We start from the raw sequence: 11,154 nt of genomic DNA, 5'->3' as shown, positions 1-11,154 counted from the left end.
TGAACGATCTCCCCTAAGCCTTTGCCAAATCAATGGTGATGGCCTGCCAATCGGCTTCGATACTCTCGCGCTTGTAGAAGCGGACATATTCCTTTGAACCAGTAATCCGGATCGCGTCTCGGACTGCCTCCATCGCCTTCTTCCATCGGGTATCTTCAATTTCCAGCTTCAGCAGCATGAAGACGTCGGCGCGGTTCACCTGACCTTCTTTTTCGGTGTTGAAGGCGCGGGTGACGATGGACTGAATTTCCGGGCGGCTGTCGGCGCTCCATTCGGTCAAGCACTCGTCAATGAGGGCTTTCGCTACCTGAAGCTCAGGGCCGAAGCTAATGAGGTCGGAAACCTGAACCTGAATCCTCATCAGGCCATCGTAGGTCTGATAGGTTCGATTTCCTTTCTTACCGCCGATGGTGACGTTGTACTTTTCACCGAGCAGGGCATCCAGTGCGGAGAGGTCTGCCGCGGTGTGGCCCCGAAAACGGGAGAGCTGAGCATTCAGGTTCAGCGCGAAATCGATGCATTTGCGGACCGTTTGGTCTTCGAGCTTGTACTGATCCTTGACGTTGCCGATTGGATCGAGACCGCCCTTGGCATTGTGCATGAACTCCCGACCGTTGATGATTGTGACGCCGGGCTTGTTGTTCTCTTCCAAAATGACTGACTGCATGGGGATAAACCTCAGAAATTAATGTGGATCGGGATCAGGCCGCGTCGCCACCGGACGGCGCGGAAGGTGCGGGGGAATTGTTGGGCTTCGGGCGGAACAGGACGACGTTGCCGCCGTCCTCGGTGTCGGGTCGCATCAGGCCGAGAACCTCGGCCGTGACCCGGTTCATGCTGGTCAGCAGCGACAGGCGATCTTGTGAAGCGCGCCGGTTCCACTCCGCCTGCGACCAGGCGTTTTCGAGTTTGCGCGCGAGATCGGCGATGCGGCCGATATGAACGATGACGTTCGCAGAGGTCACCCGGTCAAGGTTGATGGTGCCGCGCTCATTGACGACGCCGTTCAAATCACGCGCCAACTGAAGCAGATAATCGGAAACGCAGTCAGGCTTCGCCGTCATTCTTCTTTCCTCCAAAGTTCGGGCGGATGATGTTGCCTTCGGCTTTTTTCAGAAGGCCGGTGAGTTCGCCGGTGGCGAGTTGCTCCGCCGTCTTGGCGAGCAGCTTCCCGGCCTCGCTGTCACGCAGAATGGAAAGCTCAAGCTCAAGATGGCCGGCTTGCTGTGACAGGGCGCGAAGGGTTTTCAGGACGGTCTGGGCGGAACGGGCATCCAGTTCCAGTTTCTCGTCCGGCTTCATCTTTCTGGCTTCCGCGAAGATGCCAGCCAGATACTCCAGATGAGTTTTCAGGGAGGGAGCCGCCGAGGTCATAGGCTGTCTCCCATGTCGCGGTTCTTCCAGGCGGCCTGAAGGTGCTCCAAGCGCACGCCTTCCTCGCCGTCGCCGATGGCGAGCATGGACGCGGCCTTCATGGTGCGGTCGATCTGACGAAGCGCACCGGGCTTGCTGGCAATGCCTTTCAGGAAGGTGGCGCAATCGGTTCCTTCCTGAACGCCCCACGCCTTAATGAGGATCGCAGCGTCCGCAGCCGGATCGCGCACGGTGCGGACCTGTCTATCAAAGCGGGAAAGCACCTGTGCGCGGCTGGCAATCGAGCGGCCGAGGTCCTTCACAAATGCTGTGGCCGTGTCCTCGTTGCCGAGAAGAGCGACGCCGCACTGGTCGTTATCGACGAAGTGCCGAAGCTGGTTGATGGCGTCCGGAACCGCGTTCTGCGCTTCGTCGATGACGAGCAGGGAACCTTCGCCGACGCGCTTCAGCTTGGCACCAAGGGCACGGACGAACTTCGCGGGATTGTGCTCTTGGACTTCCAGTGCACCGCATAGCTCGACCAGCATGCCGTGAACTGTCTTGGTGCTCGGGCTGAGCGTGGCCATAAACACATGAGGGCGGGTCGCCGCGAAATGCTTGGCGGCGGCAGTTTTTCCGGAGCCGGCGGGCAGCGTGACGCGAATGAAACCGGATGTCACCTGGGCGAACAGGAGCGCGTTATAGACGTCCTGACCAACGGTTGTCCGCTGGAAAGGCGGCGATACCGGCATGATGGCGGCCATGTTCTGGCTTGCATCGAGCGCATCGAGCCAGTTTGCCATCTGCTGATTGATGTTCGACAGAACGCCGAGATATTTTCCGCTGAACCACGGCGAGAACGTGCCGTCAGGGACGCCGGTGCGGCGCGATACTTCCGCTTTTGTCCAGCCGTAGTTGGTCGCGGCGTCCACTGTGCGCGCCGTCAGCTTGCGCCATTCGGCAACGTCTGCTGCCGGATGCTTGGCGTTAAACTCGATCGTCGGTTGAGACTGTTCCCACACGATATTTGTGCTGGTCGTCTTTTTCATGCTAAGGTTCCTTTGTTCAATTGTGGGGCGGCCTTCGGGTCGCTCATTTTTTTCGCCCTGTTGGACTGGAACCGTACTCAGTACTTTTCGGCTCTTCTCTTGCGGGCAGGCTTGCCGCCTGCCTCGGTATTCCCCGTGGGGAATTGGATGATTGCGCTTTCCCCGCCCGCCACTCTGGCGAGGCCACGCGCAAAACTGTCTTCGAATTGATCGGCGCTGACCGCCTCGACCGGCGCATGCGCGAGGTTGCCGGTGACGAGGCGTGTGACGACGGAACGGACCGGCGTTTGCGGACGCTTCGCGGCCTCGGCCTTCCGGCCTTTCTCCATGATCTCGCCAAGCTGCATCGGCGAGAGCGCCGCATTGCTCTTTGCCACCGCCTGAAGGTTCTTGACGTGCGTCTTGCGTGCCTTCTCCTGGCGACGGGCGGCACCCGTATCGGCAAAGCCGGTTTTAGCCAGGCAGTCGGCATCACAGAGGAAACGTCCTTCCGGGTCGTAGACCTTGACCGGCTTGTGCAGGTCGGCCGGGTCGAAACGAACCGTCAGCTTCTTGCCGATCCACTCGTTAAGCACCGCATTCCAGTAGCGGTTACCGTGCATGTGGATCGCGCCGTCCGGCTTGCGTGCCGTGATGGCGACGGCCGAGAGCATCCAGAGCGAACGCTGCGCCATGCTGGCATAGCGAACGATGGTGGACGGCTCCGCGATCGACGCGTCGAACGTCTGCGCAAAGCTGCGACCGTTGGCGGTTTCCGTGGTGCGGTTCAGCCGATGATTATGCTCATCAACGCAGTGCGCGACATGGCGCTGGAGCGTTTCGAGCGGCACGGCGCTGTTGCCGTAGTTTTCCGGCTTCGCGTCGGGCTTGTTGCCGGTATAGCAACCAGACATGGACGGATGCTTTGAGATTTCCTCGGCAAGATCGCGCCAGGCGCGTTCGATCGGCTTAGACTGACCGGAACGCGGCTTTACGAAATGCGGCTCGATATCGAGCGTTTTCAGAAGACCGGCAACATCGTCCTCATTGACCTTGAAGCGGTGGCGGGTCTTTGCCCCGCCCGAAATCATCTTGCCCGCGAACGCACGGCCGTTGTCCATATAGATGTGGTAGGGCAGCATGCCGTCATGGTTCTCGATCATGGAACCGATGCAGGTGCGGACGGCCTCCCATGTCTCGGCTTCGGCAAGCGTCCACGAAAGCACCTTGCGCGAATAGACATCTTGAATACCGATCAGGATCACGCGGACCGGCGTTTCCGACCACGGCGCGCGCACAAACAAGTCGAGCTGGTGACCGTCGGTGTTGACGATTTCCATGGCATGCAGATGGGAAACCGTGCGCTTTTGCGCCGGGAAAAGCTGCTTTGCCTTATCCTTGCCTTCGCGGGCGATGATCTGCGCGGCCTTCGGCACCTCCGCGTCAAGGCGGCGGCGCAAGGAACGCTCCGAAGGGATCGGTGACAGGTTCTGGTCACGGGCCACCATCATCATGCGACGGTAGCAGGCGCTAAACGACGGGCGTTCCGGTCGCAGGAAGTCGGATTTCAGGATTTTCCACGCCTCGGGGTGGCATGGGGTGACTTCGGCGACTTGGCCGCTGGCGCTGCCCGAGAATGACGGAGCGAGGGCGGCAAGCCAGTCCTGGCGGGAATGGCCTTCGACCATCTTGCGCCACTCGTAGTAGGTGGCGGGCACGATATCGGCCCTGCGGGTGACGTGGGCGACGGCATGTTTCATGCTGATGCCTGAAGCGCGCAGTTCCTCGACTTCCGTCAGGACGGAAAAGCGGGTCTTGCAGATCGCTTTATGGGCGTCGGGAAGGGCCTCAAAACGGTCCCAAAGCATCTTTGAAAGCTTCGTCGGGCGCGGATCGGTCGGCTCGGCATTGAGAAATGCGATCTTCGCCTGCGCCACCGAAGGCAGGAAGGAATAATGATACTCATACCCGCCGCCTTGTCCGGCCTTCGTGCGGGCTTTCGCGGTGGATCGCACGCCAGAGCGAGCGATAAACAGCTCAAGCCCTTGGCGCGTGCTCGGAATACCCGGCAAAGCTGCCTGGGCCAATTCGGCGGATGTGAACCATTCCTTCTTCATTTGCGCACCCGACGAATGTGCACGGGCGTCGCTTGAAGAACTTTGAGTTCCTGGGCGAGCTTCCTTTGCTCCTGGCGAATGCGGGACATTTCCGCGAGGCGGGCTTCGTCACCTTCCAGCAGCAGCAGACCGTCATCGGAAACGACGACATCCCAAAGCCAGAAGGCGTTGGTGGCGCGAACGAATGCCTTGAAGCGCGGCATGCTGATGTCGTGGGCGGTCTTGCTCTCGGCGGTGTAGCTGTCGAGAGCCGACTTAGAGACCTTGTCGAGGCCGAGGTAATAGGCCATGCGCGCCGCGATCGTGTCGCGGTCATACTGGCATTCGCGGATGGCACGGGCCATTTCGCGTTTCAGGGTCGAACGGAAGCGGTCGATATCGAGACGTTCCGATGCAGAGCGCACCGGAAAAACCGTCTCCTTAAAAAAGTCCATCTGGTTGGGATCGCGTTTCGTGCTCATGCTGCCTCCTCGCGGATCGCAGCCATGAGGGCATCCGGCGTGTTGGACATGCCGATGTGCTCAAGGAAGCTATCGCGTGTTTCTTCGCTCGCCTCGTCCCAGGCGGCGATCAGTTTGGTGAGGATGATGGATTGAGAAGGGGCGGGCGGCGTGGTGACCAGAGCCGGGGGCTTGGTGAAAGCCAAAACCTTCTTCACATCCGGGGTGTGCTTCAGAGCGCCAGCCACCGCGACCTGATCTTCGCGAGGGAGTTTTGCCAGAGCGAGGAGCTGTGACTGATCGTTCTCCGCTGTGGTGCCGCGTACCGCCTGCCTCAGCACCGGATCAAGGTTTTGCCCAATGCGCGACACAAGCTTATATGTCTCAGCGCCGAAGCCAAAACGCTCCTGAACCTTCTCGGACAGTGCCCGACCCTTGGCGAAAACAGGGTAATCGTTACCCTGTTTTTCAGGTCTGCCGCCCTTCGGATTAATCTTCCCGTGCTTTTCCTCCCACAGTTCGCGGTACTTCATGACGAAGATTGCGCGGTCGAGTGCGTTCAACTCGTTGCGATAGAGGTTCTCGGAGATTTCGAGCAGCTGCGCCTCGACGGCGTCAGCCTTGACGACAATTGCCTCGATCTCCGTCCAGCCGAGCAGCGTTGCGGCGGCGGTGCGATAGCCGCCCGCGACCAGGGTGTAAGGGGTTCCCTTTTTCGCGGGCGTCTTGCGGAGCATGATCGGGCTGATCTGCCCGTGTTCGGACATCGAAGCGGCGATCGCCTCGGCATAATCCATGTCGATCGGGCGCAGCCGCTCGCCGACATGAATGCTCGATATGGTGGCGCGGATGAACTCAGCCATGAGCGGCTTCCTGTCCGGCCGAGGCCTCGTAGAGCATTTCCATAAAGGTGTCTTTGGCGCGGGCGGCGATGCGCTCGTAAGCCTTGTCAAAGAGCGGCTCGAATCGTCGTGCCTCGACGACGCGAACAGCCTGCATGACGGTCCAGCGGGCAACGCCCAGGAGCACGACCAAGCGGCGGCGTGGAACGTTGAAATCGATGTGGAGCACATAGATCGCCATCTGCCGTGCGAGCTTCGCATCGAACATTTCGGCAGGCGGGTTGATGATGTGGCGCAGTGGCAGGTGGTTGAAATGCGAACGGCTGGCGCGGTAGCTGGCCGCCACCATCGCCTGCAAACGTTCTTCATCGGAATAAGGATTTACCATCGAAACCTCGGAGTTCGTCGCTCGGCGACGGCATTGCGGCAGTTCGATGCCGGGGCGGTGGGGACGGGATTTTGGCCGCCCCGGCGTCTGGCGTCGCTCCTTGGGGGTAACAGAGCGACGGTTCGGCAAATCAGCGGGATTTGTTGGCGTCCGAGCGCGCAAGCAGGCGGCAAAGCTCGGGCTGCATGTCCATGGTGAGGCAACCGACAAGCTTGTCGTCGATATCTGCATCACATTCGCCAAGCAGCAGGTCGACGACCTTGTTTCCGACCGTCATATGAACGTCAGCGTCCATAACGGTAGCGTCTGCCTCCGCGCTTAGAAGCTCAGTCAAAGCCTGCTGCAGAACGGTGTCATCAAGGGTGATTGATGCCGGGCTGTAACCGGCCGCGAGCTTCGCCTCATTGAGCGCGTGGGCAGCAGTAACAATAGCCCATGCCTGCCTCAGGCGCTCGGCGCCAACTGCTTCCAAGTCCACGGCGCAGGCAATGGCGTGTGGTTGTTTCACCCGGCGTTCTGGTGTGGTGTTGGCTGTCGATCGGTGGGCTGAGCCGGTAACGGCGTTCAATTGAACGACTTCGGACGGATGCGGGCGTTCGACCAAGCCGTTTTTGACGCGCTCGTGCCAGTCTGCAAATTCTTCGAACGTAGGGCCTTCAAACTGCCGCTGTTTCACGCCGTTTGCGAAGAAATAATAGGCCTCGCGTTTGTTCTGTGCGCGCTCGACGATGTTGTCGAAGGTGGTGATGACGAGGTCCATGACCCGTGGCGGGACGCGGTCAAAGAAAGGCACGGCGACGTAGTTGCGGACTGCTGCGGTCATTGAGCTGCTCCATAGTTTTTGAGGATGGTGAAAAGGACGGCCGAAACGCCTGCGAACGCAGGACTAAAAATCAGCAGGGTTTCGGCCCACCGGCACACGCGAGAGTGCGACGGAATGAAAATAGGGCTGTCGAAATTGGCATGTGGTTTCGTCATTGTGGGGTGTCTGCTGATCGGCGATTGTCGAGGTGTGGAGCGGTCGAGAGATTGGGTCTGACAGCCGGGGCGAACGAACGCCTTGCACTCGTGCAGTAGGCTAGAGCAGCAATCCCGAACCGTTCCACGCTTCATGCTGCGGCTTGCTCCGCTTCGGCGGCGCGGCGGCCGTTCCGGTAATTCTCCGAAGGCTGCGGGCTGAGCCTGCGACCATCGGAGTGATAGCGGGAGAACCAGAGAAGGTGCGGCCGGGTTTTTAAGGCCGCTGCGATGGCGCGTTCACCTGCCGCGTGCGGCTCATGGACGGCGTTGCCGGCGGTGCCGGTGGGCAGGCAGTATTTCTTGTCGATCTCGGCAAGCGTAATTTTGGCAATGATGAGCTTGCCTTTTATGCGGGCAATTTCTTCCAGCCTTCGGCGTTCGGCACGGCTTGTCTTGCCGCCGTCAGAGACACGGTGCATAAAGGATTCCTTCCAGAAGGGAGGCCCTGACCGGCCTCCTTTTTTGGGGTTATTAATTCTGCGAACACAGAAAGGATTAATGCAAAATCCGGGTATTGTAAACCTGCATTTTGCATTTTTGCGACGGATTTGGCGCGACCTGAAACATTCAAGACTCCGCTCGCTCAGCGACTGCGGGAAATTCGTAAATCTCTTGGTGATCCGCCGAGGGACTTATTCGCGAAAACGCTCGACATTTCCGAGAAGACACTGGGCAACTACGAGCGCGGAGATAATGAACCGGACGCCTCCGTGCTACTTGCATATAAACAGGTGTATGGCGTTGATGTTGCTTGGCTGCTGACGGGAGAAGGCCCTATGTTCAGCGAATCTGCGATGCCCGTCGCGGGAGCCGATCTTGTTCAAATCCCTTTGTTCGACGTTCAGGCTGCGGCTGGTTCAGGTCTGATAGCGAAAGAGGACGGCCTCCATACATCCGTCGCCTTCAGTCGCGCGTTTTTAAGGAGCATCGGAGCAAAGCCCGAAAGTTGCATTATGCTGGAGGCAAAAGGCGAAAGCATGCTGCCGACCATTCCGGATGGCGCATTCATGATCGTCGATCAAAGCAAAACGGACATCGTCGATGATCAGGTTTTCGTGTTTCGTGTTGGACCTGGAATAAAGGTGAAAAGGGCCAACTGGCGTATGGATGGATCGCTCGAATTGCGTTCGGACAATGAGCAAAATGGCTACCCCGCGGAGGTTATTGGAGAGGACATTGCCGATGACCTGTCAGTCGTCGGCCAAGTTCTCTCTCTCCTTCGAAAAGCTTAAATTATTCATCGGCCGGGATACGCTGCGATCCCGAAACAGAATTTTTATTGGTGCTATTCCGCATAAGGTGGCGCAATGAGCAATGATCCATTTTTTTCGCTGCCACCGGATTCTGAATGGAATGCTCTGATCGGAAGACAGGGTAGCACGGTTAATTACGCGGATGGCTATATCGAAGCTGCTCTCGATCTCGCGAAACTCGTAATCAACGAAGATAGGTTCTGGCAACGGGACACCTTGGTCCTGCCGATCCTCTACAACGCAAGACATTCGATTGAACTCCACCTTAAACTCGTGATCGGGGTGTTCATCAAGTCGGGCATTTTGAAGTCAGGCCACGTCCCAAACCATGACATCGCCTCCCACCTTCAGTTCTTGATCGATTGCGATGTCCCTGATTTAGCGCTGCGAAGCTTTCTGAAGGACCTCCATCCATTCGTGGACAGTCTCGCAAGAATCGATGAGGATGGCCAGGAGCTTCGGTATTCTACAAATCGAGACGGCAAGCCAAGCCTCGACAACAAGGCTCTGGCAAACCTCGTCGTCATCAGAGATAGCTTAGCTAGACTCAAAGATATTTTGGAAAACTTTAAGTATCGGGCATTTGAACTACGCGACGAATTTCAGACCGGGACTCGTACAAATCGTTTGTCGCGTGCAGACTTGTTTGCCCTCTCAGCCATGCTCCCTAAAAAGGAACTTTGGTCTGAACAGGATTTCGTTGAGTCTAAAGCAGCTATCATGCAGCACTTCGATATAGGAAGCAGGCAATTCTCTGGCGCACTAAACATGATCCAAACGCGCAGGCAGTTGAATGCGATGATCGGCGTGCAAACCGAGTTGATTCACCTTAGTGACGAGAAGGCGATTTTCCTCGCGCAACAATGGCGAAAGTTTCATCCTCCGCGTCCACGGTCAGATTTGGGAACTGATTTTTTCAAGCGCGTGTTGAATGAAACATCCGAACGTCACAAGATTGAAGTAGCCGCATTGGATGCGATACTGGCAGCACTGAGCTTCGATGAAATTGCCGATGCGGAGACCATCTACTATCTCGCGCGCGACCGAAACTTCTCCGAAAGCTACGAAAGCAGTCTGGATAGGAAGAAAAAGGAGTATCGCGCTTCAGGTGATCTTGAGGCAGAGACATTCAATCTCATGCATAAAACCAACTTTCTCTCAGAGTTTACAAGAGGAGTTGCTATGCTTGGGCGGCTTGACTTACCTAACCAAATTCGAGGCATCTGATGACGACTTCACATAGAGGAAGTTGACTCTGTCAAAAAATAGAACAAAATATGAACATCGAAACGCCGTGTGTGAGGTAAGAGGGTATGGCGCCAGTTGAAAAATTCGTTGTTGTTCCGTTTCCTGATCGGAAAGGTGAGATGGTGGATATCGATTGGAAACTGGCTCCAAAAAATGCTCGTTGGTGGGCGGTCGATGCCAATGGTGAAGCACATTGGTTTTGCGAGCCGGACATTGCCGCGTTCACAGACTTCTGGTTTTCCGAGCCGCTTAACGCACCCTCTTTCGGCTTCAACGGGGACTGGCGAACTAGCCTAACGGAGCGCCCATCTAGGTTTGGCCTGGTCCGATAATGAAAAAGCCGTGTTGCATCTTCACGCAACACGGCCTTTCCTTATTGTATTTGATTTCATTGCAAAAAATCGGAAATTTCTCGAACCTGCAAGGAAGTTGCATGTTCAATTTGGCTTCTGGTCGGTCGTTCTTGCTTGTTTGAGAGATATCGCGTGAGGCCGACGATTTCTTAAAGGCCAGTTTTCTGGGCTTTAAGGGGGCCTAAAAGGCCAAGAGGCTGGTTCTTGAAGTGTTGTTGAGAGCCGGTGGAATTCTCGCGGTTCTTGCAAAAGTCATTCGCTGATCGCCCCTCAGGTCTGTCAAAGTGAGTTTTGATAGGGTACTCGCCGACAGCTTCAAAACCCCTGCTTTATAAGACTTTATCGCGAGTTCCCGGATATTATCGGATATTCTCAGAAATTCCGGTATGTGGTGACAAAGTACATCCGAGCCGGAGAAACGATTGATCCGATGGTGCCTGCCGGTAAGTCATGCCTAAAAAAAGGGAAACCCGCTTACTGCAAAAATGCAGCCAGCGGGTCTCGACCTCTACCCCCTCCCACAAGGGCGGCTGCACAAAAGCACATTGAAGGAATTATGGCAAGATCAAGGCGACCATATTGTTGCTGTTGATGGCCCTGTTCGCCAGTTTAGTGGTGGATGGCAGAGCGTGACCTGTTCCGTGTGCCGTTCGTAAGGGGAGCGATAGGACACGATATTTTCGGTGCAGCGCATTTCTGCGGGATTGGAATAGGTATTTTCGATGCGCTGCGGTTGAGGATGTGTTTTGTGCGGCAAAACCCGTTCCTCACGATAAACTGTCATATCTGCGGCAAAGGATGTGCCTGATATTGACAAGGTGGCGAATGCGGCAATCAAGAGAATTCTTCCAGGATGTGCGGACATGGCTCTTCCCCGCGTTGAACAACGCAGGAGAACGTGCTGTGCACATGAGCTGTTCCAGGGGCGTCGGCAAAAAAATGCCCGCTCATTGGCGGGCAATCAGAGGGGAACTGAGGTTAGGAGCCTCGGGTCTGAAACGGACATCTTCCGCATAAGTTCCGCTTGCGGAATAATTTCCGTCACGCTTTGCCGACAGGGGGGGCTGGGCAGGCCGAGTTTCAAGCCGCACGACACGGAACGATGCGACGTG

14 protein-coding genes are annotated in these 11,154 nt (G+C 56.9%); 3 read left to right on the top strand and 11 right to left on the bottom strand.

The genetic code is table 11. The features are described 5' to 3' along the window. Positions 1 to 13: 13 nt before the first annotated feature. The 10 genes from ACQZ5K_RS12525 to ACQZ5K_RS12480 form a co-directional block, all read right to left on the bottom strand. The gene (locus ACQZ5K_RS12525; protein ID WP_448740481.1) at positions 14 to 667 is read right to left on the bottom strand and encodes a DUF3164 family protein; all 654 of its coding nucleotides are present in this window, start codon (positions 665 to 667) and stop codon (positions 14 to 16) included. Between the two features lie 34 nt (positions 668 to 701). Continuing rightward, positions 702 to 1,064: a hypothetical protein gene (locus ACQZ5K_RS12520; protein WP_448740480.1), complete on the bottom strand. Its 363-nt coding sequence runs from the start codon at positions 1,062 to 1,064 to the stop codon at positions 702 to 704. Further along, complete coding sequence (locus ACQZ5K_RS12515; RefSeq protein WP_448740479.1) at positions 1,048 to 1,374, bottom strand: hypothetical protein; 327 nt, start codon at positions 1,372 to 1,374, stop codon at positions 1,048 to 1,050. Before ACQZ5K_RS12515 ends, ACQZ5K_RS12520 begins: the two co-directional genes overlap by 17 nt. Next, positions 1,371 to 2,402 carry an AAA family ATPase gene (locus tag ACQZ5K_RS12510; RefSeq protein ID WP_448740478.1) on the bottom strand — a complete coding sequence of 344 codons (1,032 nt, stop codon included), beginning with the start codon at positions 2,400 to 2,402 and terminating at the stop codon, positions 1,371 to 1,373. Before ACQZ5K_RS12510 ends, ACQZ5K_RS12515 begins: the two co-directional genes overlap by 4 nt. A 77-nt stretch (positions 2,403 to 2,479) precedes the next feature. Next, a complete protein-coding gene (locus ACQZ5K_RS12505; protein ID WP_448740477.1) occupies positions 2,480 to 4,498 on the bottom strand; it encodes a transposase domain-containing protein in 2,019 nt (672 codons plus the stop codon). Continuing rightward, a complete protein-coding gene (locus ACQZ5K_RS12500; protein WP_113075966.1) occupies positions 4,495 to 4,959 on the bottom strand; it encodes a hypothetical protein in 465 nt (154 codons plus the stop codon). The genes ACQZ5K_RS12505 and ACQZ5K_RS12500 overlap by 4 nt, the downstream gene beginning before the upstream one ends. Continuing rightward, positions 4,956 to 5,801, bottom strand: a complete 846-nt coding sequence (locus ACQZ5K_RS12495; RefSeq protein WP_448740476.1) for a ParB/RepB/Spo0J family partition protein — start codon at positions 5,799 to 5,801, stop codon at positions 4,956 to 4,958. The genes ACQZ5K_RS12500 and ACQZ5K_RS12495 overlap by 4 nt, the downstream gene beginning before the upstream one ends. Next, positions 5,794 to 6,168 carry a hypothetical protein gene (locus ACQZ5K_RS12490; protein ID WP_448740475.1) on the bottom strand — a complete coding sequence of 125 codons (375 nt, stop codon included), beginning with the start codon at positions 6,166 to 6,168 and terminating at the stop codon, positions 5,794 to 5,796. Before ACQZ5K_RS12490 ends, ACQZ5K_RS12495 begins: the two co-directional genes overlap by 8 nt. A 130-nt stretch (positions 6,169 to 6,298) precedes the next feature. Beyond that, positions 6,299 to 6,991 (bottom strand): hypothetical protein, encoded by a 693-nt coding sequence (locus tag ACQZ5K_RS12485; RefSeq protein ID WP_448740474.1) that lies wholly within the window; start codon positions 6,989 to 6,991, stop codon positions 6,299 to 6,301. Between the two features lie 286 nt (positions 6,992 to 7,277). Continuing rightward, entirely contained in the window at positions 7,278 to 7,607 is a 330-nt protein-coding gene (locus ACQZ5K_RS12480) for a helix-turn-helix domain-containing protein (RefSeq protein WP_244405911.1), read from the bottom strand. Positions 7,608 to 7,736: 129 nt separating this feature from the next. On the opposite strand from ACQZ5K_RS12480, the gene ACQZ5K_RS12475 reads away from it, so the two are divergent. The 3 genes from ACQZ5K_RS12475 to ACQZ5K_RS12465 all read left to right on the top strand — a co-directional run bounded on the left by ACQZ5K_RS12475 (position 7,737) and on the right by ACQZ5K_RS12465 (position 10,021). Next, a complete protein-coding gene (locus ACQZ5K_RS12475) occupies positions 7,737 to 8,420 on the top strand; it encodes an XRE family transcriptional regulator (RefSeq protein WP_448740473.1) in 684 nt (227 codons plus the stop codon). Between the two features lie 75 nt (positions 8,421 to 8,495). Further along, complete coding sequence (locus ACQZ5K_RS12470) at positions 8,496 to 9,668, top strand: hypothetical protein (RefSeq protein WP_448740472.1); 1,173 nt, start codon at positions 8,496 to 8,498, stop codon at positions 9,666 to 9,668. Between the two features lie 86 nt (positions 9,669 to 9,754). Beyond that, positions 9,755 to 10,021, top strand: a complete 267-nt coding sequence (locus ACQZ5K_RS12465) for a hypothetical protein (protein WP_448740471.1) — start codon at positions 9,755 to 9,757, stop codon at positions 10,019 to 10,021. Between the two features lie 586 nt (positions 10,022 to 10,607). Here the strand turns inward: ACQZ5K_RS12465 and ACQZ5K_RS12460 are convergent. Further along, a complete protein-coding gene (locus tag ACQZ5K_RS12460) occupies positions 10,608 to 10,907 on the bottom strand; it encodes a hypothetical protein (RefSeq protein ID WP_137005002.1) in 300 nt (99 codons plus the stop codon). Positions 10,908 to 11,154 lie beyond the last annotated feature (247 nt).

It is taken from the genome of Agrobacterium sp. 22-226-1 (genome assembly GCF_053522345.1).
Note: the sequence above shows the minus strand (reverse complement) of the source record. Positions and strands in the feature narration are given on the sequence as shown.

Bases quoted from the DNA above. Each gene is read 5' to 3' on its own strand.
- ACQZ5K_RS12525 (WP_448740481.1), bottom strand. From the start codon at position 667: ATGCAGTCAGTCATTTTGGAAGAGAACAACAAGCCCGGCGTCACAATC.
- ACQZ5K_RS12520 (WP_448740480.1), bottom strand. From the start codon at position 1,064: ATGACGGCGAAGCCTGACTGCGTTTCCGATTATCTGCTTCAGTTGGCG.
- ACQZ5K_RS12515 (WP_448740479.1), bottom strand. From the start codon at position 1,374: ATGACCTCGGCGGCTCCCTCCCTGAAAACTCATCTGGAGTATCTGGCT.
- ACQZ5K_RS12510 (WP_448740478.1), bottom strand. From the start codon at position 2,402: ATGAAAAAGACGACCAGCACAAATATCGTGTGGGAACAGTCTCAACCG.
- ACQZ5K_RS12505 (WP_448740477.1), bottom strand. From the start codon at position 4,498: ATGAAGAAGGAATGGTTCACATCCGCCGAATTGGCCCAGGCAGCTTTG.
- ACQZ5K_RS12500 (WP_113075966.1), bottom strand. From the start codon at position 4,959: ATGAGCACGAAACGCGATCCCAACCAGATGGACTTTTTTAAGGAGACG.
- ACQZ5K_RS12495 (WP_448740476.1), bottom strand. From the start codon at position 5,801: ATGGCTGAGTTCATCCGCGCCACCATATCGAGCATTCATGTCGGCGAG.
- ACQZ5K_RS12490 (WP_448740475.1), bottom strand. From the start codon at position 6,168: ATGGTAAATCCTTATTCCGATGAAGAACGTTTGCAGGCGATGGTGGCG.
- ACQZ5K_RS12485 (WP_448740474.1), bottom strand. From the start codon at position 6,991: ATGACCGCAGCAGTCCGCAACTACGTCGCCGTGCCTTTCTTTGACCGC.
- ACQZ5K_RS12480 (WP_244405911.1), bottom strand. From the start codon at position 7,607: ATGCACCGTGTCTCTGACGGCGGCAAGACAAGCCGTGCCGAACGCCGA.
- ACQZ5K_RS12470 (WP_448740472.1), top strand. From the start codon at position 8,496: ATGAGCAATGATCCATTTTTTTCGCTGCCACCGGATTCTGAATGGAAT.
- ACQZ5K_RS12465 (WP_448740471.1), top strand. From the start codon at position 9,755: ATGGCGCCAGTTGAAAAATTCGTTGTTGTTCCGTTTCCTGATCGGAAA.
- ACQZ5K_RS12460 (WP_137005002.1), bottom strand. From the start codon at position 10,907: ATGTCCGCACATCCTGGAAGAATTCTCTTGATTGCCGCATTCGCCACC.